Raw genomic sequence first — 24,041 nt, 5'->3', positions numbered from 1 at the left:
GCCGACGATCATCTACCAGTGGCCTTCATTCCCAGTAGCTTTCATTCGGCGTGTTGAAGCGTTGGACAGCAAAACGGCCACGGGGTTTAACGCTGCCCCGTGGCCGTAAGCGATCGTTCAATGGCCGACGGGGGGCGGGGCCAGCACTTCGCGTGAGCCGTTGTTACCCATCGAGGTCACGACGCCGGCCTGTTCCATCGCCTCGACCAGTCGCGCGGCGCGGTTGTAGCCGATCTTGAAACGACGCTGCACGGCGGAAATCGAGGCCCGCCGCGTCTCGGTGACGAACTGCACGGCCTCGTCGTAGAGCGCATCCTGCTCGGCATCGTCGCCATCGCCGCCGTCGGCTTCGAGCCCTGCCAGTGCGTCGGCGGAAACGCCGCCCGACAGAATCTCCTCGATATACTCCGGCTCGCCGCGGCGTTTCCAGTCCTCGACGATACGATGCACTTCATCGTCGTCGACGAACGCACCGTGGACCCGCTGCGGCATGCCGGCACCGGCCGGCAGATAGAGCATGTCACCGTGGCCCAGCAGGTTCTCGGCGCCCCCCTGATCGAGGATCGTGCGCGAATCGATCTTGGACGAGACCTGAAACGCCATGCGCGTGGGAATGTTGGCCTTGATCAAGCCGGTGACCACGTCGACCGAAGGCCGCTGGGTCGCCAGGATCAGGTGGATACCCGCCGCTCGCGCCTTCTGGGCCAGACGCGCGATCAGCTCTTCGACCTTCTTGCCGACGATCATGAACATGTCGGCGAATTCGTCGATCACCACCACGATGTAGGGCAGCTTCGCAAGCGTCGGCGGCGGCTGGTGCATCTCCCACGGCTGCGGTTCCCACATCGGGTCCTGAACCTGCGCCCCGTGGCTCTCGGCTTCATCGAGCTTGGCGTTGAAGCCGGCAATGTTGCGCACGCCCATCGCCGCCATCAGCTTGTAGCGCCGCTCCATCTCGGCGACACACCAGCGCAGCGCGTTGGCCGCTTCTTTCATGTCGGTGACGACCGGCGCCAACAGATGCGGAATGCCGTCGTAGACGGAGAGCTCGAGCATCTTGGGATCGACCATGATCATGCGAACTTCGTCCGGCGTCGCCTTGAGCAACATCGACACCAGCATGGTGTTGATACCCACCGACTTGCCCGAGCCGGTGGTGCCGGCCACCAGGAGATGAGGCATCTTGTTGAGATTGGCGACCACCGGGTTGCCGCCGATATCCTGGCCCAGAGCCAAGGTGACCGGAGACTCAGCGTTCTGATAGACGTCGGAATCCAGCACCTGGCGAATGCGAATCATCGCCCGGTTGGGATTGGGAATTTCGATGCCCACCGTGGGCTTGCCGGGAATGATCTCGACCACACGGACGCTCTTGACCATCAACGAACGCGCCAGATCCTTGGCCAGGTTGCTGATCTTGGAGACTTTCACGCCCGCCGCCGGACGGATCTCGAAGCGGGTGATGACCGGGCCGGGCCAGGTCTCGACCACTTCCGCCTTGACGCCATATTCACGCAGACGCATCTCGAGCAGTTCCGCCATGTCCTCCAGTTGCTCGGGGGTGTAGTTGGGCTGCTCGGGATCGGCGGGCGTAGTCAGACGAATCGACGGCAGATTGCCACTCGGCTCCGGCATGTCGTCCATCACCGGGCGCTGGCTCTGCAGATGTTCGACCGTCCACAGCGTCGGCTGGTCGCCGGCCGCGGCCCTTGCCTGCGCGGCGGTGGCCACGTTGGGCACGGATGCCGATTCTGACGCTGATGGCGAATGCTGAGGTGCCGGCGCATGCTGAAACGGTCGCGCCCCTCCGGCGAGCTCGCTATCGTTGTCGTCCACAGCCTCGGCGTCATCCTCGATATCGAAACGCGGCTCCTGACGTCGGGTCGGGGCTTCGACGGTGGGTCGAACCGGCTCATCGACCGGCTCGTTATCCGGGAAGGCCGAAAGCGTCGGATCCGCCGGTATATCGCCACCCTCGGCTTCGGCCTTGCGCCAATCGATGCCGGAACGATCTCGCGAAGCATCCTGCTGCCGGGAAGGCGACGTCTCGAGGGGGCCGGCGACCGATTCGTCATCGGCGTCGTCCTCTGGCTGCCAGGTCGACGCGGGCTCGTGCCGATCGGCGCTAATGCCCCACTGCTGCGTGGGTGCGTCGTCATCGTCTGCCGCGAGGCCGGAGAGGTGCGGTTCGTCTGCCGGTGATGCCTGGCGCTCGTCATCCCGAGACGGCCACGACGTCGCTACCGAACTGCGGCCTGCTTCAGGCGCCGGATGCCGGTCGGTGTCAGAGCGTCTGTCGATACCTGAAGTCGTGTCGAAGGTCGCTTCAGCGCCTTGCCTTTCATCAACGCCCCTTTCATCAACGCCCCTTTTATCGATGCTCCTGCCATCGACATTCCTCTCATCGACATTCTTCTCATCGACACCGCGACTATCGTCGCCTTGCGAGGAAATCTCAGGATCGACTCTGCCGGCAAAGCCAGAAGGCGCACCAGCAGGAGCCTGAAAGGCGTCCGGAATACGTCGCCGTGTAACGTCGGCACGGAATGCTGAACTGTCCGACTGAGGCTCGGACGACGCTTTATCGTTGGCATCGGCTTCGTTCCTGGCGCCTGCCGTTTTCACCGAACTCGCAGCAATACCTGGAACCGGATCGTGGGCGGAGATGCGACTCGACGCCGGCTCGACACCGGACGAACGTACGCCAGCGTCAGTGACCGGACGCGTTGCCGCCGAAGCGCGCCGCGGCGTCGGCTCGCCATCTTGCGCCGGGGTGGCATCCAGCGGTACGGAGCCCAGGGTCGGCTCACGGCTCTCGTCGCGCTGCTGGCGAGCGGTATAGGACGCTTCCGGCCGTTTGGCCGACGGCGTGCGCGCCGGAATGTCCCACGGAATGTCCGTGCGACCGTCGTTGCGCCAAAGGGAGGATTCACGACGCTCGCCGCCGTCGGTCGCGCCGACGGCGTTTTCCCAGGCGGGTTCCTGACGGCTCTGCCGGGCATAGCCGGCGTCGTCGTCCCACTGCTCCAGATCCGGCGCCCTGTTCCAGGATAACCAGTGCCAGGGCAACCAGCGCGCCCACCACGCCGTCTTACGTGGCGTGTCATCTTCGCTGACCGAATCTTCCTCATCGTCACGTTCGACCCCCGCAGGCTCGATGGACGCTTCGCGACGCGCCTCGGCCCTGTCGATCCGGCGGGTCTCGCGAACCTCACGTCGCTCGCCAGCGCGCGCTTTCGACCAATGGAACAGGCGGCTGAGCGAACTGCCGAGTTCGTCCATCACCGTCAACCAGGACATCCCGGAAAACAGCGTGAAGCCCGACATGAAAGCAGCAATGGCGATCAGCGTGGTCCCTCTCACCCCCACCAGCGATGTGAGAGAACCGGCGATACCCCGGCCCAGAATACCGCCGGCCTGATTGGGGAGTTCGCTGGCCGCACTGTAGAAGTGCAGATCGCCAAGCGTCGTGGTGCTCATCAACAGCAGCAGCAGACCGCCGGTGTGAACGGCTAGGGCGACCGGATCCCAGGCGATCTGAACCTGCGCCTGACGCATCAGGCGCCATGCGCCGAGGCCGAACATGCCCGGCCACCACAGCGCGCTGGCACCGAACAGGGAGTAGAGAACGTCGGATAGCCAGGCGCCGATCGGGCCCATCCAGTTGGAGACGGATTGATCCGGTCCGCTGTGCGACCACCCCGGATCCGTCGGCGTGTAGCTGAACAGCGCCAACAGCAAAAAGACGCAGATGGCGAGCAGCAGGATCACCGCGCCCTCGCGAGTCACACCCTGGAGGCGCATGATCACGTGGCGGGCCTGCTCCCTGGCTTGCGCTTGCGTTGATGAACGACGGCTCTTCTTAGCCGAACTCTTGGCACTCAAATGATCAACCCCCTCGCGCCAGATCTGGCGTGGCGTAGCACAATCAACTGCCACGCCGCTGGCGGCATTCCATTCCGCTCGCGGCATTGGCGATCAGCGGCCGAACCCACTGGCGGGTCCGGCTCTTTCGATTCGCCATCATACCGGGGGCGGGGCCGACATCACAGGGGGCGCCGCTAGCTCGCGGCGTTACGATTGTCGCCCTATCTTGCAGCCTTATCTCGTAACCCTATCTCGCAACCTATCGATTCAGGCCGGCAGCGAATCCTCGACCACCGTTCGCTGCCCGGTGCCGGATACCCGCGGAGCCGTCTCGGATTCGTCGGAACCGACCTGAGGCGCGTGACGCAGACGAAACAGGGCGACGGTATCGGCCAGCCCGCGACTCTGCTCGCTAAGCTGCTGGGTCGAGGCGTGGGACTGGCGCACCAGCGCCGCGTTACTCTGCGTACTCTCGTCGATCTGTGAAATCGCCACGTTGATCTGCTCGATGCCGTGGGACTGCTCATCGGAGGCCAGACGGATTTCCGAGATCAGCGTACTGATGCGCTCCACCTGGGAGACGATTTCGGCGACACGCTCGCCTGCTTCGACGGCTCGCAGATTGCCGCTATCGACCTCGTCGACGGTGCGGCCGATCAGCGCCTTGATCTCCTGCGCCGAGGTCGCGCAACGCTCCGCCAGACTCCGCACCTCCTGGGCAACCACGGCAAATCCTCTGCCCTGCTCGCCGGCCCGAGCGGCCTCGACGGAAGCGTTCAAAGCCAGCAGATTGGTCTGAAACGCGATGCCATCGATCACTCCGACGACCTCGGAGATCTGACGAGCCATGGCGACGATACGCTGCATGGCGTCGGCCGTGGCCTCGACCGTACTCTGCGCCTCGCCGGCAGCCTGCGCCGTGCGTCGCGCCTGCTCGTCACTTTCCTGCGCTCGCTGCGCGTTCTGGCGCACCGTGGCATTGATCTCTTCGGTACTGGCCGCGGTCTCTTCGAGGCTGGCCGCCTGGGATTCGGTGCGCGATGCCAGTTCGGCATTCCCGGATGCCAGTTCCCGAGTATGATTTTCCGTCAAGGCGACCGCACCGCGCACCTGGCCAACGATACGTTCGAGCCCGTCGCCGATGCCGTTCATGGCGGCGATCAGTTGGCCGATCTCGTCACGTCGGCGCGTATCGATACGCTGCGACAGGTCCCCCTGCGCCAGCGCCTGTGCCAGACCCACCGCACGGTTCATCGGTCGGGTCACCAGCTGCTTGACGATCCAGTAGAGCGTCAGACCCAGCGCCGCGGCCAAGCCCAGCGCGATCAACAGGAAGCGATCCCGCGCGGCAATGACCCCGGCCTGGATCTCGTCCACCGAGACCGAGCCGGCCACGATCCACTGCCACTCCGGATAGCGGGAGTAGGAGACCAGGCGCTCGTCACCGTCGCTGGCCTGGTAGTCGATCTCACCGGTTGTCTGGTCGAAGAGCGGCGCATAGGTATCGGCCAGCTCGCCGTCCAGCAGATTCTGCCCCTCGTAAGGCCCACCGGCGATGACCTGGCCCCGCGCATCGTCTACGGCCGAGATCAGCATGGTGTAGCCGGCATCGCCGATGCCCATTTCGCGAATGCGATTCTGCACCTGTGCCATCTCTGCGCTGACATCGACCCCGACGAAAAGCGCCCCGACTACGTTGCCATCGCTGTCCTGAATCGGCTGGTACTTGGTGATGTAGGAGGTCCCGAATAGATTAGCCAGGCCGATATAGGGCTCATTCGCCATCAGTTTGGCGTAGCTCTTCGAGTCACGCTTGAGCAACGTTCCCATCGCCCTCTCGCCCGCCTCATTCTTAAGAGAGGTGGAGATCCGCACGAAATCGTCCCCGTCGCGGGCGAAGATCGTCGCCGGCGTCCCGGTCTGGGCGGTAAAGCGATCGAGCTTCCAGGTGTTGTCGTTGAGCACCTCCAGCCCATCTTTCAACGTCGGAGTCTGGCGTCCGGAGACCTCCACCTGCTGATCCGGACTCAACGAGAACCGGCCCGAATACTGATCGGAAAAGATATTCAGGAAGCGATCGGCCTGCTGCTGCAGGCTGTAATCGAACAGCGACAGCATGTCGGTGATGGAGTCCTGCTGGGTCTGCAGTTCGTGCTGGGTGGCCGCACGCAGCTGCGTCGTGCTTGACTGGGCCATGGCGAAAGCCAGCCCCATCAGCACGGCGACCTGTAACAAGGCAACGATGGAAGCCAGCTTGATACCGATACTGGCATGGCGAAGACGCTGTCGGAGTGCAGCCATGAGTCTTTCCGCGAGTTGAGTAGTCGGACAATCTATCGGCGGCGACAATGACAATCTTGATAATGCCCACGAGAAAAAATCCGCATCGCGCAAGATGCGACCAGCATTGATATGCTGGCCGGCGTTTTCAGCCGCTTTCTCATTCGGTCGTGATGCATGCTCCCCTGGCTACCGCCCCATATCGTCGCTTTTCCTCCGGTCACTCACGCTCTCGATGATCCCGATGGGCTGCTCGCCGTCGGCGGCGCGTTGACGCCCGAGTGGCTGCTGAACGCCTACCGTCATGGCATCTTCCCCTGGTACGCCGAAGGCCAGCCGATTTTGTGGTGGTCGCCCAATCCGCGCATGGTGCTGTTCCCCGAAGAGATTCGGATCCGGAGAAGTCTATCCAAGCGGCTACGCAACGTGGGTTTCAGCGTGACGTTCGACGGCGCCTTCGAACGCGTCATCGCCGCCTGCGCCGAGACTCGCGCCGACGCCGGTGGCACCTGGATCGACGATGCCATGCGTCGAGCCTACGAGGACCTGCACCGGCTGGGACACGCGCATAGCGTGGAAGTCTGGCAAGAAGAGGCGCTGGTCGGTGGGCTCTACGGGCTGTCGATCGGTCGGATCTTCTTCGGTGAATCGATGTTCAGCCGCGCCGCCGATGCCTCGAAGATCGCGCTGGTTCATCTGGCACACGAACTCCATCAGCGCGACTTCGCGTTGATCGACTGCCAGATGCACACGCCGCACCTGGCCAGCATGGGGGCGAGAGACATCGCCCGCGACACGTTCATCAACTATCTTGAGAAAAACGTCAACGCACCCAACCCGGCCGATCTCTGGCCAACGGAGCCAACGTGAGCAGCGACAACGCGAATGGCCCGCAGCATCAGACACGTGACCTTCGTTTCTTCCTGACGGTGCCACATCCCTGCAGTTATCTGCCGGGACGAGAGGCAACGACGCTGTTTCTCGATCCCCAGGAGACCGTAGCCCCGGAAGTCTACGACGCGCTCACCCTGCTGGGCTTCCGGCGCAGCGGTAGCAATCTCTACCGCCCCCACTGTGAGGCCTGCAGCGCCTGCACGTCGGTCAGGATACCGGTGGATGACTTCGCCCCGTCTCGAACGCAGCGCAAGCTGATCAACCGCAACCGGGACCTGACGCTGAGACTGCGGCCGACCGAGTTCGACGAGCAGCACTACGCGCTCTACGCCCGCTATATCGGCGCCCGCCATGCCGATGGCGATATGTTCCCGCCCAGTCGGGAGCAGTACCGGATGTTTCTGACCCAGGCGCATCCGTTCGCCAAGCTGCTGGAGTTTCGACTCGGCGGTCATCTGATGGCGGTGGCCGCCACCGATATCTTGAGTCATGGACTTTCGGCGATCTATACTTTCTTCGACCCCGATCCGATATTCGAACGACGCTCGCTGGGTAGCTTCGCCATCCTCAGCCAGCTCGAACTCGCGCGTGAACGCCATCTGCCCCACGTCTACCTGGGCTATTGGATCCGGGAGAGCCAGAAAATGCGTTACAAGCAGGATTACCAGCCGCTCGAGTACCTCAACGGCGGACGCTGGCAGCGCATGGTTCCGACAGCAGCGCTCTCCTGATCCGACAGTAGCGCTCTCCTATCAAAAGCGCCCCAGCGAAACCGGGCTCGGCCATGATGAAAAAGCGGTCCGGTCTGGCATTCGCCAGGGACTTCCGGCTCGATTTCAAGCGTATTTTTGCCTTCCCCGGCGAGATGGCCCATAATATCGCGCACTTCAGAGGCCCAATGGCGGGCTGGCACGATGATAACGTGGACGGCGACACTGCTGTTCGCGTCATATTACGTCGATTGCCGACCGCGAGGCGCCATGCCAGGCCCTCACCAAGCCCTAGCTCAAAACGTCAAGAGGGATCGCCTATATGGCACGAGAAGATCACATCGAAATGGAAGGCGTCGTCGTCGACACGCTTCCCAACACCATGTTCCGCGTCGAACTGGAAAACGGTCATGTCGTGACCGCCCATATTTCCGGCAAGATGCGCAAGAACTACATTCGTATACTGACCGGTGACAAGGTCAAAGTGGAACTGACTCCTTACGACCTCTCCAAAGGCCGCATCGTCTACCGCTCTCGCTGATATCGCGACTCGCTCGGCCCATCGCGCCAGCGGCCGCTCGCCTCCCTGAACGCATCTGACACGCTGGTTCCACGTCAGGCAGGCGACGCAAACGACGACAGAATCAAAAACGCCTCGCCATGTCGACCATGGCGAGGCGTTGTCGTTTGCCGCTGCTGCGTCAGGCGATTTCGGCTTCGGTCTCGAGCTGCAGCTCGTCGTTTTCGACGCGCACATGCACCAGGCCGCCGTTCTCGGCCAGCTCGCCGAACAGGATCATCTCGGCCAGCGGCTTCTTGAGCTTCTCCTGGATGACGCGGGCCATCGGACGCGCCCCCATCTCCGGGTCATAGCCCTTCTCGGCAAGCCAGGCACGAGCGTCGTCGTCGACATCCAGCTGCACCCGCTTCTCGTCCAGCTGCGCCTGCAGTTCGACCAGGAACTTGTCGACGACATTGCGCACGATGGACGGCTCGAGACCATGGAACTGAATGATCCCGTCGAGACGGTTGCGGAACTCCGGCGTGAACGTGCGACGGATCACTTCCATGCCATCGGTCGAATGATCCTGAGTCTGGAAACCGATCGAGCGACGCGAGATCTGCTCGGCCCCGGCGTTCGACGTCATGATCACGATCACGTGACGGAAATCCGCTTCACGGCCGTTGTTGTCGGTCAGACGACCATGGTCCATTACCTGCAGCAGCAGGTTGAAGACTTCCGGATGCGCCTTCTCGATTTCGTCCAGTAGCAGTACGCAGTGAGGCTGCTTGGTGATCGCCTCGGTCAACAGCCCGCCCTGGTCGTAGCCGACATAGCCCGGAGGCGCACCGATCAGCCGCGATACCGTGTGGCGCTCCATGTATTCCGACATGTCGAACCGCACCAGCTCGATGCCCATCAGCAGCGACAGCTGCCGCGCCACTTCGGTCTTGCCGACGCCGGTCGGGCCGGAGAACAGGAAGCTGCCCACCGGCTTGTCCGGAGACTTGAGCCCGGCGCGTGACAGCTTGATCGCGGCGGAAAGACTGGTGATCGCCTCGTCTTGACCGAACACCAGCATTTTCAGATCGCGCTCCAGATTGGAGAGCAGTTTGCGATCCGAGCTGGAGACGCTCTTCGGTGGAATGCGCGCGATGGAGGCCACCACGGCCTCGACCTGATCGACATCGATCGTGGCAATGCGCGCTTCCGGCGGCAGCAGACGCTGGTGCGCACCGGCCTCGTCGATGACGTCGATCGCCTTGTCGGGCAGATGGCGATCGTTGATGTAGCGATCCGCCAGCCGCGCGGCGCTCTCCAGCGCCGCATCGGTGTACTTCAGCTGGTGGTGCTCCTCGAAGCGCCCGCGTAGCCCCTTGAGAATATGGATAGTGTCCTCGACGGTCGGCTCCGGCACGTCCACCTTCTGAAAACGCCGTGCCAACGCGCGGTCCTTCTCGAAGATGCCGCGGAATTCCTGGAACGTGGTCGAACCGATACAGCGCAGCTCACCCGAGGAGAGCAACGGCTTGAGCAGATTCGAGGCGTCCATGACTCCGCCGGAAGCGGCGCCGGCGCCGATCACCGTGTGGATTTCGTCGATGAACAGAATCGAGTTGTCCTGCTTACGCAGATCGGCAAGCAAACCCTTGAGCCGCTTCTCGAAATCGCCGCGATACTTGGTGCCGGCGAGCAATGCGCCCATATCGAGCGAGTAGACCACTGCGTCGGCGATAACGTCCGGTACGTCTTCCTCGACGATGCGCTTAGCCAGACCTTCGGCGATGGCGGTCTTGCCGACGCCGGCCTCACCTACCAGCAACGGGTTGTTCTTGCGTCGCCGCGCCAGGATCTGCACCACTCGCTCGAGCTCGTGATCGCGGCCGATCAGCGGATCGATCTTGCCCAAGCGCGCCTGATCATTGAGATTGGTGGCGTAGTTGGAGAGCGGGCTCTGACCGTTCTCGCCGGCCGCTTCCTCGCCCTCTTCGGACTCCGGCGACGGCTGCTGTGACTGGCCATGGCCGGCCACCTTGGAGATGCCGTGGGCGATGTAGTTCACCGCATCCACGCGCGCCACGCTCTGCTGCTTGAGGAAATAGACCGCCTGGCTCTCCTGCTCGGAGAAGATCGCCACCAGCACATTGGCACCGGTCACTTCGCTCTTGCCGGAGGATTGCACATGAAAGACCGCACGCTGAAGCACACGCTGGAAGCCCAGCGTCGGCTGCGTTTCCCGATCTTCCTGCTCTTCGGGAATCAGCGGGGTCGTGGAATTGATGAAGTCCTGCAGATCGGCACGAAGCTTTTCCAGGTTCGCGCCGCAGGCGTTCAGCACATCGGCTGCCGAGGCATTATCGAGAAGCGCCAGCAACAGGTGCTCCACGGTCATAAACTCGTGTCGCTTCGAGCGCGCCACGGTGAAGGCCGTGTTCAGGGTGAGTTCAAGTTCTTTACTCAACATGGCAGTCCCCTTTTAGCCACTGAGGGCGTCGGTCGGCACTTTCACAATCGGGCACAATGGGCGGTTTCGCAAGTCCTCTGGGACAAATGCGTCGACGATATGTGACCGCTATCGGTTTCTCTACTCTGCGGCATCCACATCACACATGAGGGGATGCTCACACTCTCTGGCATATTCGTTGACCTGATGACACTTGGTCTCCGCGATGTCGCGGGTGAAGATGCCGCAGGTCGCCTTGCCCTGGGTGTGAACGGCAAGCATGATCTGCACCGCTTTCTCGCTGTCCATGACGAAGAATCGCTGCAGGATCTCGACCACGAACTCCATGGGTGTGTAGTCGTCGTTATAAAGCACGACCTTGTACATGGGCGGTGGCGCCAGCTGCGGGTCGGAAACCTGCTCGGCGACGTCGCCCTGCTCCTGATGGTCGGGATCAGGGGGCCGCGTCATACCCATAATCGATGACCTCCGAAACGGATAGGACGATAGTTTTTCTACGATCTCTGACATACGGTTCTTGGCACAATCTGGATGAAGCCCTGGATGCATCGGCTCGGGTACGAGTTGGGACTGAGGTCAGGTATTGGATACCATCGGAGCCCGGAGGTTCCTTGAAGATGCGGCCGGCGGGGTTCGTATGCAAGCCCTCGTTCAAACAAGTCCTTGTTCAAAATAGTCACGACAGCCCTCGACCGCCACGATGTCGCTCTGTCGAAAGTCATTAACCCATCCGCTCAGAGGCGCGTCGGCGACCGGCATGAGTCGAATTTATCTACTGCACAAGCCCTATCACGTTCTCTGTCAGTTCACTGACGGCCAGGGCCGCCCCACCCTGGCCGACCATCTGGATGTGCGAGACGTCTATCCCGCCGGACGCCTCGATTACGATTCCGAAGGCCTGTTGCTGCTGACCGATGACGGCGCCCTGATACACCGCATCAGCGATCCGCGCCACAAGTTGCCGAAACATTACTGGATCCAGGTCGAGGGCGAGCCGGACGAGGCCGCCCTCAAGGCACTGCGCGAGGGCGTCACTCTGAAGGATGGCCCGACCCGGCCTGCCCGAGTCAGGCGCCTGGCCGAGCCGGAGCCGGCACCGCGCGATCCGCCGGTACGTTATCGTGAATCGATCCCCACCACCTGGCTGGCGATCGAGCTACGCGAGGGGCGCAATCGTCAGGTTCGCCGGATGACGGCCCACGTGGGGCACCCTACGCTGCGTCTGATTCGTGTCGCGATCGGCCCATGGCGTCTGGACGGCCTGCAGCCCGGTGAGTCGCGCTGGGAAACCGTCAACGTTCCTCGGAGCTCGCCACGTCAGCCCCCGACCGGACGCTCGAGGCCGGGTCGAAGACGCTGATCATATTCGATCCGGCAACGGCATATCCGCTGGCGGACTTTCGAATTGGCGCAGACCGGGTATGATCGGCGTGAGCCCCGCGGCCCGGTGTCGAGGGCCGCGTATCGAGTTGGGCGTACCGAGTTGGGAGAAATCACATGAATCGCTGGACACCCCGCGTGACCGTCGCCGTGGTCGTGGAACGGGCCGGTCGTTACCTGATGGTGGAAGAGGATCGCGGCGGGCCGTTCAGTCTGTTCAACCAGCCTGCCGGACACCTGGAGCGCGGAGAGCGCCTGATCGCGGCTGCCGAACGAGAGGTCCGCGAAGAGTCGGCCTGGCAGGTCGCCATCACCGACTACCTGGGCCTGTATGTTCACCAGACGCCCGATGGGCTCACCTTTCACAGCCACGCCTTTCTCAGCCTGCCGCTGGCTCATCTGGGCAACACCCTCGACAAAGGCATCATCAGCGCACACTGGCTGACCTTCGACGAGATCGACGATCTCGACCGCGGCCGCCGGCTGCGCACTCCCGTCGTGATGCAGCGGTTGCGCGATGCCCGCGATGGCCGCCGCTATCCCCTCGAGGTCATTCGCGAGCGCTGAGAACGGCGATGTCGTCCGGGCAGACCGCTCCCACCAATTGGCTCGTCGCACTCCATCGGATGGACTCGATGCGACAGCCCGCTTTCGGCTATAATCGCCGGTCATTTATTCAGGCAGCAGAAATGCGCCGGGCGCCGATTCCGGCGCTGCCTGCTCATTGTCGTCGGGGAAGTGCCATGACCACAGCCAGCTCATCCAGCGATACCGTGCGCTTACCCAGCGAAGGCTCTGCGTCGCCGGCTCCCTGCCAGGACGCCCGAAAAGTCATCGTCGGCATGTCGGGCGGCGTCGACTCCTCCGTAACGGCGTTACTGCTGATCCAGCAGGGCTATCACGTCGAAGGCCTGTTCATGAAGAACTGGGACGAGGACGACGGCACCGACTACTGTACCGCGATGGCCGATCTGGCAGACGCCGAAGCAGTCTGCGCCACGCTCGGCATCAAACTGCATACGGCCAACTTCGCCGCCGAATACTGGGACAACGTCTTCGAACATTTTCTGGCCGAGTACCAGGCAGGTCGGACGCCCAATCCGGACATCCTGTGCAACCGCGAAATCAAGTTCAAGGTCTTCCTCGATTACGCCGAGATGCTCGGCGCGGACCTCATCGCGACAGGACATTACGTTCGCAAGGACGACGACGGCAATGGCCAGGCTCGGCTGCTCAAGGGGCTCGATGGCAACAAGGATCAGAGCTACTTCCTGCACGCCGTCCCGGGAACCGCGATCGCCCGTACGCTTTTCCCCGTGGGCGAGCTGGAAAAGCCGGCCGTCAGGGCGCTGGCCGAGCGTCACGGTCTGGCCACGGCGCGCAAGAAAGACTCCACGGGGATCTGCTTCATCGGCGAGCGCCGCTTCAGTGATTTCCTGCGCCAGTATCTGCCGGCGCAACCCGGCCGCATCGAAACCCCGGAAGGCGACGTGGTCGGCGAGCACATGGGGCTGATGTACTACACCCTGGGGCAACGCCGTGGGCTGGGCATCGGCGGCCTCAAGGATCACAGCGAGGATCCCTGGTTCGTTGCCGCCAAGGATCTCGAACGCAACGTGCTGATCGTGGTTCAGGGTGAGCATCCGCTGCTCTACAGCGATGTCGTCTACTGCGAACCGGCGGCCTGGATTGCCGGCGAAGCGCCAGCGAAGCGCCGCCTGAGCGCCAAGACCCGTTATCGCCAGCAGGATGTCGCTTGCGAAGTAACGCTGCTGGACGACGGCGAACTCGAAGTTCGCTTCGACGACCCGCAGCGCGCCGTCACCCCGGGGCAATCACTGGTGCTCTACGATGGTGAGGTCTGTCTTGGCGGCGCGGTCATACGTGCCACGACCACGGCCGACACGGCGGCCGTTGCCGAGCTGACCGGCACGTCCACCTTTGTCGCTTCCTTTGCCACTTCATTTGCCACTACGGCTAGCGCAGCGACGACCGCAACGACAGGGAGCCAGCGCCCGGCATGAACCCGACGCCCATCCAATCGGCACCGCTCGACAGCACCAGTCGCCAGGCACTTGCCCTGGCCGGCGTTTTCCAGGCCGCTGCTGTGGTCGATCAGCTCGCCCGTACGGGACACTGCGACGAACGCGCCTGGAGCACCTTGATCCATGCCACGCTGGATACCGATCCACCTAGCTTCGAGTCGATCTATGGCGGTCATCACAACAACCTGCGACAGGGCATCGACACTCTGTTGACGGTGATGTCACGACAGAATGCCCAACCGGCGGTAATGCGCTACGGCTTCTCGATGGTTCTGCTGATGCAGAAACTGCGCCAGGACGATGCCATGATGAGTACCCTCGGGCAGCGCCTCGGCCGCGTGCAGGGCCAGGCCGAACATTTCGGCGAAAGCCACGAGAACGTCATCGCCAGCCTGGGCGAGCTCTATCAGGAGACCCTTTCCACTTTCCGCTACCGGATCGTGGTGCAGGGCGAACCGAGCCTGCTGCAGAGCCCCGGCATGCCGGAACGTATCCGCACCGCGCTGCTCGCCGGGGTTCGCTTCGCGCTGCTGTGGCACCAGCAAGGTGGCCGCCGCTGGCGGCTGATATTCCAGCGCGGCGCGATCAAGCGCACCCTTCGCCAGCTCGACACCCATTGACTTCGAGCCGCACGACTTTCTTCACCGCGAACTCTCTGCTCGCGCGACGTTTCGGGAACCCACGATGATCGAACTCTCTGCACTGACCGCCCTCTCACCCGTTGACGGTCGCTATGCCGCCAAAGCCGCGCCGCTGCGTGAACATTTCAGCGAGTTCGGCCTGATCCGCGCCCGTGTGACCGTTGAGGTGCGCTGGCTGGAACGGCTGGCGGCTCACCCGGGCATCGCCGAAGTGCCGCCGCTCTCCGCGTCGTCGCAGGCGTTTCTGGATGCGCTGGTCAAGGATTTCTCGATCGCCGACGCCGAGCGGATCAAGACCATCGAGCGCACCACCAACCATGACGTCAAGGCGGTCGAGTACTTCATCAAGGAAGCGATCGCCGATCAACCCGAGCTGCACGCCATCACCGAATTCGTGCACTTCGCCTGCACCAGCGAAGACATCAATAACCTTTCCTACGCGCTGATGATGCGCGACGGCCTGACCACCCTGCTGCCAACGATGCGCCAGGTGCATGACGCCGTTTCCAGGCTGGCCCACGAGCATGCCGAACAGCCGATGCTGTCGCGAACTCACGGCCAGACCGCCAGCCCCACCACGCTGGGCAAGGAGATGGCCAACGTCGCTTATCGCCTGCAGCGTCAGTTGAAGCAGATCGAATCGGTCGAACTGCTGGGCAAGATAAACGGCGCCGTGGGTAACTACAACGCGCATCTCGCTACCTACCCGGAAATCGACTGGGCCGAAAACGCCGCGGTGTTCGTCGAATCCCTGGGGCTCACCTTCAATCCTTATACTACCCAGATCGAACCTCACGACTATGTCGCCGAGCTGTTCGATGCGATCAGCCGCTTCAACACCATCCTGATCGACTTCGACCGCGATGTGTGGGGCTATATCTCGCTGGGCTACTTCAAGCAGCGCACCGTCGCGGGCGAGATCGGCTCCTCCACGATGCCGCACAAGGTCAACCCGATCGATTTCGAGAACTCCGAGGGCAACCTGGGGCTGGCCAATGCGCTGCTGGATCATCTGGCGCGCAAGCTGCCGATCTCTCGCTGGCAACGCGACCTGACCGATTCCACCGTACTGCGCAATCTGGGCGTCGGTCTGGCGTACGGCCTGATCGCCTATGAAGCCGCACTCAAGGGCATCGGCAAGCTGGAGGCCAACCCGCAGCGCCTCGCCGACGATCTGGATCAGAACTGGGAAGTGCTGGCCGAGCCGATTCAGACCGTGATGCGGCGTTACGGCATCGAAAAGCCCTACGAGAAGCTCAAGGAGCTGACCCGCGGCAAGCGCGTCGATCAGGCCGGCTTTGCCGCCTTCATCGAGACCCTGGCGCTGCCGGACGAGGTCAAGGCCGAACTCAAGACGCTGACCCCGGCCACCTACATCGGCAACGCCGTCGATCAGGCCAGGGCGCTCTGATTCCTCTTACACGAACCTTCCAGGCAGGAGAACGGACATGACGTCGGCCAATACGCCCCGCACGCTGCTCGGCGGCCTCACGCCCGCCCAGTTTCTCAGCCAGCACTGGCAGAAATCACCGCTGTTGATTCGCGGTGCCCTCCCCGATTTCAGCTCGCCGCTGGAGCCGGACGATCTCGCCGGGCTGGCCTGCGAGGAAGGGATCGAGGCCAGACTGGTGGAAGAGAACGGCCCGGATAAGGCGTGGCAGGTCAGCCATGGCCCGTTCGACGACGAGACGTTCTCGCGCCTGCCCACCAGCGGCTGGTCGTTGCTGGTGCAGGCGGTGGATCACTATGTCCCGGAAGTCGCCGAACTGCTGGAAGCTTTCGATTTCGTGCCGAGCTGGCGGCTCGATGACGTCATGGTCAGTTACGCGCCGCCCGGCGGCAGCGTCGGTGCCCACGTCGATCAATACGATGTCTTTCTACTGCAGGTCAGCGGCAAGCGCCGTTGGCAGCTAGGGGGGAGCCCCGGCGACGAGGCCAGCCTGATCCCCGGAATCGATCTGCGTATCCTGGAAAACTTCAGTGTCGAAGCCGGTCAGGAGTGGGTGCTGGAACCGGGAGATATGCTCTATCTCCCCCCCGGCGTCGCCCATCACGGCGTCAGCGAATCCGAAGACTGCATGACCTTCTCCATCGGCTTTCGCGCTCCGTCCGCCGACGAGGTCGTAACCTCTTACGCGGACTATATCGGGGAGCAGCTCGGCGATAGTCAGCGCTACGGCGACGCCGATCTGCAGCCGCCCCTCGATGTCGGCGAACTGGACGATCAGGCCATCGCACGAGTCCGAGATCTGCTGCTTAGCGCCATTGATCGTCCGGAGCAGATGGCCCAGTGGTTCGGCCGCGCGATGACTCAGCCCAAGTATCTGGATCAGGTCGTACCGGCGGAGTCCGCGACGACGCCGGAGGCTTTGCGCGCTTCGCTCGAACGCGGTGAGCAGCTGGTTCGCAGCCCGGGCTCGCGCTTCGCCTGGCGGCGCCAGGACGACGCCCGGGCCACGCTGTTCGTCGACGGCGACGCGGTCGTCTGCGATCCAGCGCTGGCCCGGTATCTGGCGGCGAAGTCTCTCATCGATGCCGACGTGCTGGATTATCCCGACAGCGAGCGCGTGCTCGCCGCACTTCTCGACAGCGGCAGCCTGAGCGGCATCGATGACGAGGAATGACTCGCGGGATGGTAAAGCAAAATCTGCCGGCGCCCCCTACACTCTAGACGGGCAAGATAACCGGACGTGATTCCGTTCCCGATGAGCCAAAAACGCTGGATTGGTTTTAAAACACCGTTTTAGTATGCTGGCTATCAACGCCTACCTGGATGTTAAGGAGAATTCGATGATGAAAAGACTCGTTGCCCCCGCACTCGTCATGAGCCTGCTGGCCCTGGCCGGTTGTACCAACACCTCCACGTACTCAGGAGATGTCTATCGCGGGGATCAGGCTGGCACCGCGCAATCCGTCAGCTACGGCACGATCCAGTCGGTGCGCCCGGTACAAATTCAGGGCGGTAACGGTGAGAGCGTTCTGGGCAGCCTGGGCGGCGCCGTTATCGGTGGTCTGCTGGGCAATCAGGTCGGTGGCGGCTCCGGACGCACCATCGCCACGGCCGCTGGCGCCCTCGGCGGCACTATCGCGGGCAGCAAGGTTCAGCAGGCTACCGATCGCGTCGATGGCTACGAGCTGGAGATTCGTCAGGACAGTGGTCAGAGCGTGGTCGTGGTTCAGAAGGCCGATCGCAACTGGCAGGTGGGCCAGCGCGTCAAGCTGGTCGCGAGCGGCTCCAGCGTCAGCGTCGCGCCTTACTGAGTCGGCTGCGACGTTTCCGGAGCTGCGACACGGCGACGGAAATGACGATCCCAGAGTCACTGCAACGGTATCACCTTCGAACGGCGCCCATCGGGCGCCGTTTTTTTGTTAGCGCGTTACCAATTTCGGATGCATCGACACTTTACGTACGTTATTGTATGTTTCAAGTGTCACATCATTCGTTTAAGGGAACAGAACGATTCATGAAAGGGAACCTTTGGACGCACACCGGGTTGGCCATTGTCATGGCCGCGATCTCCAGCTCTGTCTGGGCAGACGGCATTCTGACCCTGAAATCGGAAAACGACATATTCGCCAGCGGTGACGACGGCCATTACACCAACGGCTTCGAGGGAGACTGGTCTTTCAGACCTGGCCCTGATCACTGGACACGGGAGCTGGCCGGCGTCATTCCCGGATGGAGCGCATCCGCGCTCGACGGAGCCGCCTACCGCGTAGGCCAGCAGATCTACACGCCGGAAGACATCAGTGAGCGTGGTCTGATCGAGGATGATCGCCCCTATGCCGGCGTACTCTACGCAGGGCTATCGCTGTTCGACGATCAGCAGCTGACGGGATGGAGACGAACCAGTGGACTTTTCTTCGACGTGGGTCTCGTCGGCCCGGGTGCCGGCGGTCATACGGTGCAGCAGAATTTCCATCACTTGATCGACAGCGACGAGCCCAAAGGCTGGCACAATCAGCTTCGCAACGAGCCATTCGTGAATGTCGCCTATCAGACGGCATGGTGGAAGCAGGGTCAGTTGGGCGCTCTGGAAGCGGAGTACGGCCCTTCCGTCGGTGTCGCGGTCGGTAACCTCTATACCTACGGTGCAACGGGGCTCGGTCTGCGCCTGGGCCAGGGACTCGACAAGAGTTTCGGCATCCCTGCGGTGGCGCCCTCCCAAGGCAGTCGGATCTTTTTCGAGAAGAACAGCGGCTTCAACTGGTATCTCTTCGCCAACGTCGAAGGGCGCCTCATGGCTTACAACATGCTGCTCGATGGCAATACGTTCGAAGACAGCCATTCGGTCGATCGCCGTCCTTGGGTGGGGGACGCTCAGCTCGGCCTGGCGCTATCCTGGAACCGCTGGCAGCTGACCTACAGCTCGGTCTGGCGCACCCATGAGTTCGAAAGCCAGGACAACGGCGATCAGTTCGGTTCTCTCACCCTCTCGACCTGGCTCTGACACTTCGTCGGCCGTCTCCTTCATTCCGAATCGAATGATCGAGGCCATGAAAACAGCAGCGGGCGGTGCCTGAAGCACCGCCCGCTGCCGTATCGAGCTAACCGCGAGGGCCCAGCACTACCTTCAGTGCAGCTTGGCTTTGCGCATACCCCAGCAGGCAAGGCGCTTGCCGACCCACACCCCCAGCGCCAGCAGAATGAGCGTCAGCAGCATGGAAACCGGGTTGATGATGAAAGTGGCGCCCAATACGCCCAGGGCAACGGCCATCACCCAGCGATCCTGAGCGGGATCACCGCGCAGCTGGACCGGCAGCCAACGCATGATCGCGCCGCCGAGCGCGCCATCCCAGGCCTTGAGCGCCAGAAACGACAAGACGATAAAGGCAATCAGCCAAACGATAAAAACGGTCATGACGAACTTCTCCTCAACCGCAGAAAAGAGGGGTTATCCTCAAGGAAGGTTAACCACACCCGAAGGGCTTCGCAACCGCCGCACCCGGCGTTTCCGGCAGCAGATAACCTCGTGTCAGTCGAACTTCTGCCGCATTGCGACCTGACAGAATCGTCTTGGCACGTTAGGATATGGGAGACATGCACAAACGCAAAGGTTTCGAGATGCAAATTGCCCAGAACTCCGTGGTCGCGTTCCACTATACATTGACCAATGATGCGGGAGAGGTACTGGACAGTTCAGAAGGTCGGGATCCCCTGACCTATCTACACGGTTCGGGCAACATCATCCCGGGTCTCGAGAAAGAGCTCGAGGGTCACGGTAGCGGAGACAAGCTCCAGGTCGCGGTCGCTCCGGAAGAAGGTTACGGTGAAGTGCAGCCGGCACTGGTGCAGGAAGTGCCCCGGGACGCCTTTCAGGGTGTCGACGAAGTGCAGCCCGGCATGCAGTTCCAGGCCCAGACTCAGGAAGGACCGCTCATGGTCACGATCACCAAGGTCGAAGGTGATACCGTGACCGTAGACGGCAACCATCCGCTGGCTGGCGAGAAGCTGAATTTCGACGTCGAAATCGCTGAAGTTCGCGAAGCGACCGAAGAAGAAGTCTCTCACGGTCATGTCCACGGCGAAGGCGGTCACGAGCACTGATCTCCGGGCCTTGTCCGGCGAGATCGTTCGTCGATACGCAAAAAGGGCAGCCTCTCGGCTGCCCTTTTTTGTACCATTTTCAGTGCCACTTTTCAGTGCCACTTTTCAGTGCCACTTTTTAGTGCCACTCTCAGTACCACTTGTTGGTCCCACGACCCATCATCAATGGACTGACTCTGCCCCTCGCTTCACAGCCTCGACGCTGTCGATACTGAAAAGTCTGCAAGCAGCATCAAGCTCCCATCAGCGGTTCCGGCTCGATTTCGGCTACCTTCAACCCTCGCTCGCCAGCATCACCCGCTGGGCAAGCTGGGTGCGCTCGACGGGCCTGCGCGCCTGCCAGTAGTATCGCTTCCAGAAGACGTTATCCAGACGCGACAGTTTCACGCCCTGAGACGACGAGGCATGCAGGAAATAACCTTCTCCCACATAGACACCGACATGGTTGTACGGGCCGGGCGGGCGAAAGAAGACCAGATCTCCGGCCTTGAGATTCGACTCGTCAACCCGGTTTCCCTCCAGCACCTGTTCTTCGGTCGTGCGCGGGAGCTCGAGAGCAAAGGCTTCCCCGTATACGTGCTGCATCAACGCCGAGCAATCGATACCGTGATGCGTAGTCCCGCCCAGCACGTAGGGCGTTCCCACCCAACGTTGGTGCTCGTTCAGCAGCGCCCGGCGAATCACCGTCGGCGACACGGGCAGCGGCTTGAAATCGCGGATGGTCTGCGGGGCCGGGGGCGCGTTCCGAGGAATATCGACTGCCACGGAACGCGAATTGACCAGTGGAAGTGAATACTGCGCGTTAACCTGTTGTTGTTTTACGGGGGCGGTACAGCCGGATATGGCCATTACCAGTGCCAGCCCCATGGCCGTGCGTCTTAGCATTCAGCGCAACCTCTTTCGCCTGTGAGCCATCACGGGCACGCCTCTCCCGACGACGAAACTGCGGTCGCCCGGCGAAATGAGTCGCTGTGGTGGTGACACTACCGACTTAAGGTGTCACCGCCATAACGGCCAGTTTTCGGCTCGAATTATCGACTAGATGGACAGAAAAAAGCCACGCCCGTCCCAACGGCCGGCGTAGCACAGCGGAGATCATATGTCATCGAATAGTGTTTGGCGAGCCCATCGTGTTATTGAACAGCGTTAATGTAAATGCTGCGGCTCACCGGGAAGTATATCGATGTGAAGCGAGGTCCAATGACCCATGGCGCTACCGGGGAAATCGAGGCTTGCCCAGGCGCCGGCCAGCAGCGGCGAGGCCTCGAGCCAGGCGTCGAGCGCCTGCCGGAAGCGAGCCAGAAACGCGTCTCGCTCCGGCGTATCGTCCATGAAAAATCCGAAGCCACTGTACAGCCCCTCGGCATAATCCTGCCAACTACTGTAGTGACGTTCGGCCAGACGCAGCGCGGCGTCGAGATAGTACGAGAGTCGGTTTTCATCCAGCCAGTCGAGCTGACGCCCGGCCAGCGCCAGATCGACCAGTTGCGCGACGTCCCAGGCGGTCATGTCCTGATCGTTGCAATGGCAGGCATTATCCCGAACGTGTTTCAGCCGCAGGAGATGAATTCGCTCCTCGTCGGCGCAGTCGCCCGATTCGAGGATCGCGATCTCGGCATCGAGTCTTGCTCGATTGAGCGTGTAGGGCGCGTAGTTGATCAGATAGTCCTGTCGATCGCCCGACCCGACCAGAAAATCGAGAAAATCCACAAGTCCGGCAGCGCCCTGCAGCGCATACTGGTGTTCTACCCACTCACCCAGATCGGCCCGATCCTGCGGCGACAACGGCTGCGGCGCCTGCCACAACGCTTCATTGAGCGGCCCCGCCAGCGACATCGCGGTGAAACGCGTCAATGTCGGCCTGACGCCAGGCTCTCGCCAGGTGATTGACCGTGAAGGCGACAACCAGCGGAATGGCGAACCGGGGTCGGCAAGGTGCCAGGCGATGTCATCGGCCAGTGATACTTCCTCCGGCGCCTCATCCTGGCTCAAGACCGTTTCCCAGGCATGCCAGGCGGCCAGCAGCCTCAGCGGGCTACTGTAAAAGCGGCTCAGAACATCGCACAGCGAGCGCGCCAGCGCCTCGATCTCTGCCGGCGGATAACGACCGCTGTCCGCCGCCATAACGAGATAGAAGGCATACTTCTCCGCCATCGTGATCGTCGCCGCATGCTCCGCACAAGCGGCCAGCTGACGCCTGGAGCGTCCGGCGGCTCGGCGGCTCGACGAATGACGGGCATCCGCCGCCAACTGGTTGAGGTGATGAACCTGGGCGGGCATCCAGAAGCGCGACAGCCCGGCGACGCCCTCTTCCCGATGGAGCCCCAGCACCTCGCTGAGATAGCGTTCCGCGTCTTCGAGCCTGGATTGGCCTATCGGTTCGGCAAGATGTCGACGGTGAACCAGATCCGGATCCCGGATCGCGGCTATGGCCAACACCCAGCTATCGGCCGCGGCCCGGTGTTGCTGGACGAACGCTCGTGCCGAGTCACGCTGAGGCGGCTCGAGCGTATCTCGGAGCGATACCTGCCACGGACTCGCGCTGCCAGCCAGCAGAGGTTCCCAATCGTCCTCGAACGAGTCGCGAAGATCCCTGCCCTCATAGAGGCTGCGCCCTCGCTGATAGGCCTGGGCGACCTCCCGCCAGTCCGCGTAGCGCTGCTGCAGAAGATCGACGGCGTGGGCGGCGAAAGTCTCCGCCTCGGATGCCGAAAGCCAACCGGCGCAATAGCCGAGAAAGGCTTGGTCGACAAGCCGCAACCAGTCCCACGCCGCCCATTCCAGCGGCTCGCCGTCAGCCAGCAAGCGCAGCAGAACCTGACCGTAATCCCGCTGATCATTGAGTGACTCAAGCCACTCGACCTGCGCCGCCGGCCCCTGACGGCCAACCCGGGTCGCATCCATGTCCCATCCATATCGATGTCCTTGACCGGCAAGCCAGAACAGCAGCGAGAGCAGCTCATCGCGCCCCCCGACCTCGCCCTGCTCACGCAGCAGCGCCTGGCGCTGACGACGTTCATCGGCGGAGCACTCGAAAGGCCATGCCAGCACTGGCGCAATCGCGGCTCTCGCCCGCCAAGGCCCAGCCGACCAGAAATTTTCCGACCCCGACGGCGTGGACGACTCGATCGGTCGCAGGTCATGTCGAAGCCGGGACCAGGAAACGCCCCGCTGCTGGCGCTCGCGGCTCAACAGTTCGCGGCCCGCCTCGTCCGGAATCGGCTCACCCGCGCGCGCCAATGCCGTCACCCAGCCTCTGAGCGTCGGAAAAGTCGTCACGATGTCGCGAGCCAGCAAGCACAGCCAGGTGTCATCGGACTGGGGATCGGTCCACCCGGCTCGACTGCCGAGTGCCAGCAGCTCCAGGGCCTCGAGACGCGACGATGCCACCTCTTGGATATTAGTCGCACTGTCCCAGAGTCGCCACGCGAACTCATCCCGATCACCGATCCCCAGGGACTGCAGGCGCACAAATACCTCGTCCGCGCCGAGCGCCTGACGAGCGTCGCTGGCAAAGGGCCAACCTCGGAGCGTCAGTTGCTGGGCCCACCACGGGAAAAGAAGTTCGCTCAAGAAAGACCTCGTGACACGGAAGCGGCTAGCGCCGGTCGGCTTGAATCGCGCCGCAGACAGCAGACGCGGCGGCACAGTATACCGGAAAGCCGACCTCACGCCGATGGCCCGAGGACCGACCGCCCCGGCGAGAGACA

19 protein-coding genes are annotated in these 24,041 nt (G+C 62.5%); 12 read left to right on the top strand and 7 right to left on the bottom strand.

Features of this window, described 5'->3' with window-relative positions; translation table 11 throughout:
• Nucleotides 1-117 precede the first annotated feature (117 nt).
• Complete coding sequence (locus ACUN9V_RS09190) at nt 118-3,810, bottom strand: DNA translocase FtsK 4TM domain-containing protein (protein WP_445511169.1); 3,693 nt, start codon at nt 3,808-3,810, stop codon at nt 118-120.
• Nucleotides 3,811-4,134: 324 nt separating this feature from the next.
• Complete coding sequence (locus ACUN9V_RS09185) at nt 4,135-6,168, bottom strand: methyl-accepting chemotaxis protein (RefSeq protein WP_445511168.1); 2,034 nt, start codon at nt 6,166-6,168, stop codon at nt 4,135-4,137.
• Between the two features lie 156 nt (nt 6,169-6,324).
• Between ACUN9V_RS09185 and aat the strand changes: the two genes are divergently transcribed.
• From aat to infA, 3 genes are all read left to right on the top strand, one after another.
• The gene (aat, locus tag ACUN9V_RS09180; RefSeq protein WP_445511167.1) at nt 6,325-7,017 is read left to right on the top strand and encodes a leucyl/phenylalanyl-tRNA--protein transferase; all 693 of its coding nucleotides are present in this window, start codon (nt 6,325-6,327) and stop codon (nt 7,015-7,017) included.
• Nucleotides 7,014-7,772 carry an arginyltransferase gene (locus ACUN9V_RS09175; RefSeq protein WP_445511166.1) on the top strand — a complete coding sequence of 253 codons (759 nt, stop codon included), beginning with the start codon at nt 7,014-7,016 and terminating at the stop codon, nt 7,770-7,772. The genes aat and ACUN9V_RS09175 overlap by 4 nt, the downstream gene beginning before the upstream one ends.
• A 301-nt stretch (nt 7,773-8,073) precedes the next feature.
• On the top strand, nt 8,074-8,292 hold the full coding sequence (infA, locus tag ACUN9V_RS09170) for a translation initiation factor IF-1 (RefSeq protein ID WP_013332816.1): 219 nt from the start codon (nt 8,074-8,076) through the stop codon (nt 8,290-8,292).
• A 160-nt stretch (nt 8,293-8,452) separates the two neighbouring features.
• Here infA and clpA read toward each other — a convergent pair whose 3' ends face one another.
• Together clpA and clpS are read right to left on the bottom strand one after the other, a co-directional pair.
• On the bottom strand, nt 8,453-10,717 hold the full coding sequence (gene clpA / locus ACUN9V_RS09165; RefSeq protein ID WP_439284339.1) for an ATP-dependent Clp protease ATP-binding subunit ClpA: 2,265 nt from the start codon (nt 10,715-10,717) through the stop codon (nt 8,453-8,455).
• Between the two features lie 120 nt (nt 10,718-10,837).
• Entirely contained in the window at nt 10,838-11,167 is a 330-nt protein-coding gene (gene clpS / locus ACUN9V_RS09160; protein ID WP_425353387.1) for an ATP-dependent Clp protease adapter ClpS, read from the bottom strand.
• A gap of 307 nt (nt 11,168-11,474) precedes the next feature.
• Here clpS and ACUN9V_RS09155 point away from each other — a divergent pair, with 307 nt between their 5' ends.
• The 8 genes from ACUN9V_RS09155 (at nt 11,475) to ACUN9V_RS09120 (ending at nt 19,234) form a co-directional block, all read left to right on the top strand.
• On the top strand, nt 11,475-12,077 hold the full coding sequence (locus ACUN9V_RS09155) for a pseudouridine synthase (RefSeq protein ID WP_445511165.1): 603 nt from the start codon (nt 11,475-11,477) through the stop codon (nt 12,075-12,077).
• A 137-nt stretch (nt 12,078-12,214) separates the two neighbouring features.
• Entirely contained in the window at nt 12,215-12,664 is a 450-nt protein-coding gene (locus ACUN9V_RS09150) for an NUDIX domain-containing protein (protein ID WP_075562554.1), read from the top strand.
• Nucleotides 12,665-12,840: 176 nt separating this feature from the next.
• On the top strand, nt 12,841-14,121 hold the full coding sequence (gene mnmA / locus ACUN9V_RS09145) for a tRNA 2-thiouridine(34) synthase MnmA (RefSeq protein ID WP_445511164.1): 1,281 nt from the start codon (nt 12,841-12,843) through the stop codon (nt 14,119-14,121).
• Nucleotides 14,118-14,762 carry a high frequency lysogenization protein HflD gene (gene hflD, locus ACUN9V_RS09140; RefSeq protein WP_075562555.1) on the top strand — a complete coding sequence of 215 codons (645 nt, stop codon included), beginning with the start codon at nt 14,118-14,120 and terminating at the stop codon, nt 14,760-14,762. The genes mnmA and hflD overlap by 4 nt, the downstream gene beginning before the upstream one ends.
• Before the next feature lie 67 nt (nt 14,763-14,829).
• A complete protein-coding gene (purB, locus tag ACUN9V_RS09135; protein ID WP_445511191.1) occupies nt 14,830-16,194 on the top strand; it encodes an adenylosuccinate lyase in 1,365 nt (454 codons plus the stop codon).
• A gap of 37 nt (nt 16,195-16,231) precedes the next feature.
• Entirely contained in the window at nt 16,232-17,407 is a 1,176-nt protein-coding gene (locus ACUN9V_RS09130; protein ID WP_445511163.1) for a JmjC domain-containing protein, read from the top strand.
• A 169-nt stretch (nt 17,408-17,576) separates the two neighbouring features.
• Nucleotides 17,577-18,044, top strand: a complete 468-nt coding sequence (locus ACUN9V_RS09125) for a glycine zipper 2TM domain-containing protein (RefSeq protein WP_439304589.1) — start codon at nt 17,577-17,579, stop codon at nt 18,042-18,044.
• 203 nt (nt 18,045-18,247) lie between these two features.
• The gene (locus ACUN9V_RS09120; protein ID WP_075562557.1) at nt 18,248-19,234 is read left to right on the top strand and encodes a lipid A deacylase LpxR family protein; all 987 of its coding nucleotides are present in this window, start codon (nt 18,248-18,250) and stop codon (nt 19,232-19,234) included.
• Between the two features lie 123 nt (nt 19,235-19,357).
• Here the strand turns inward: ACUN9V_RS09120 and ACUN9V_RS09115 are convergent, their stop codons facing one another.
• Nucleotides 19,358-19,645: a hypothetical protein gene (locus tag ACUN9V_RS09115; protein WP_075562558.1), complete on the bottom strand. Its 288-nt coding sequence runs from the start codon at nt 19,643-19,645 to the stop codon at nt 19,358-19,360.
• 203 nt (nt 19,646-19,848) lie between these two features.
• Here ACUN9V_RS09115 and slyD point away from each other — a divergent pair, with 203 nt between their 5' ends.
• Nucleotides 19,849-20,331, top strand: a complete 483-nt coding sequence (gene slyD, locus ACUN9V_RS09110; protein ID WP_075562628.1) for a peptidylprolyl isomerase — start codon at nt 19,849-19,851, stop codon at nt 20,329-20,331.
• A 273-nt stretch (nt 20,332-20,604) separates the two neighbouring features.
• Here the strand turns inward: slyD and ACUN9V_RS09105 are convergent, their stop codons facing one another.
• On the bottom strand, nt 20,605-21,216 hold the full coding sequence (locus ACUN9V_RS09105; RefSeq protein WP_075562559.1) for a C40 family peptidase: 612 nt from the start codon (nt 21,214-21,216) through the stop codon (nt 20,605-20,607).
• Nucleotides 21,217-21,477: 261 nt separating this feature from the next.
• Nucleotides 21,478-23,904, bottom strand: a complete 2,427-nt coding sequence (locus ACUN9V_RS09100) for a DUF1266 domain-containing protein (protein WP_075562560.1) — start codon at nt 23,902-23,904, stop codon at nt 21,478-21,480.
• Nucleotides 23,905-24,041: the final 137 nt, after the last annotated feature.

Source organism: Salinicola sp. V024, from assembly GCF_052645315.1.
The sequence above is the reverse complement of the archived record's forward strand: the minus strand, read 5'-3'. Positions and strand labels throughout refer to the sequence as shown.

Excerpts from the sequence above, each read along its gene's own strand:
- ACUN9V_RS09120 (WP_075562557.1), top strand. The coding sequence starts at position 18,248 with ATGAAAGGGAACCTTTGGACGCACACCGGGTTGGCCATTGTCATGGCC.
- ACUN9V_RS09155 (WP_445511165.1), top strand. The coding sequence starts at position 11,475 with ATGAGTCGAATTTATCTACTGCACAAGCCCTATCACGTTCTCTGTCAG.
- ACUN9V_RS09115 (WP_075562558.1), bottom strand. The coding sequence starts at position 19,645 with ATGACCGTTTTTATCGTTTGGCTGATTGCCTTTATCGTCTTGTCGTTT.
- slyD (WP_075562628.1), top strand. The coding sequence starts at position 19,849 with ATGCAAATTGCCCAGAACTCCGTGGTCGCGTTCCACTATACATTGACC.
- infA (WP_013332816.1), top strand. The coding sequence starts at position 8,074 with ATGGCACGAGAAGATCACATCGAAATGGAAGGCGTCGTCGTCGACACG.
- aat (WP_445511167.1), top strand. The coding sequence starts at position 6,325 with ATGCTCCCCTGGCTACCGCCCCATATCGTCGCTTTTCCTCCGGTCACT.
- clpS (WP_425353387.1), bottom strand. The coding sequence starts at position 11,167 with ATGACGCGGCCCCCTGATCCCGACCATCAGGAGCAGGGCGACGTCGCC.
- mnmA (WP_445511164.1), top strand. The coding sequence starts at position 12,841 with ATGACCACAGCCAGCTCATCCAGCGATACCGTGCGCTTACCCAGCGAA.
- clpA (WP_439284339.1), bottom strand. The coding sequence starts at position 10,717 with ATGTTGAGTAAAGAACTTGAACTCACCCTGAACACGGCCTTCACCGTG.
- ACUN9V_RS09185 (WP_445511168.1), bottom strand. The coding sequence starts at position 6,168 with ATGGCTGCACTCCGACAGCGTCTTCGCCATGCCAGTATCGGTATCAAG.
- ACUN9V_RS09150 (WP_075562554.1), top strand. The coding sequence starts at position 12,215 with ATGAATCGCTGGACACCCCGCGTGACCGTCGCCGTGGTCGTGGAACGG.
- hflD (WP_075562555.1), top strand. The coding sequence starts at position 14,118 with ATGAACCCGACGCCCATCCAATCGGCACCGCTCGACAGCACCAGTCGC.
- ACUN9V_RS09105 (WP_075562559.1), bottom strand. The coding sequence starts at position 21,216 with ATGCTAAGACGCACGGCCATGGGGCTGGCACTGGTAATGGCCATATCC.
- ACUN9V_RS09130 (WP_445511163.1), top strand. The coding sequence starts at position 16,232 with ATGACGTCGGCCAATACGCCCCGCACGCTGCTCGGCGGCCTCACGCCC.
- ACUN9V_RS09125 (WP_439304589.1), top strand. The coding sequence starts at position 17,577 with ATGAAAAGACTCGTTGCCCCCGCACTCGTCATGAGCCTGCTGGCCCTG.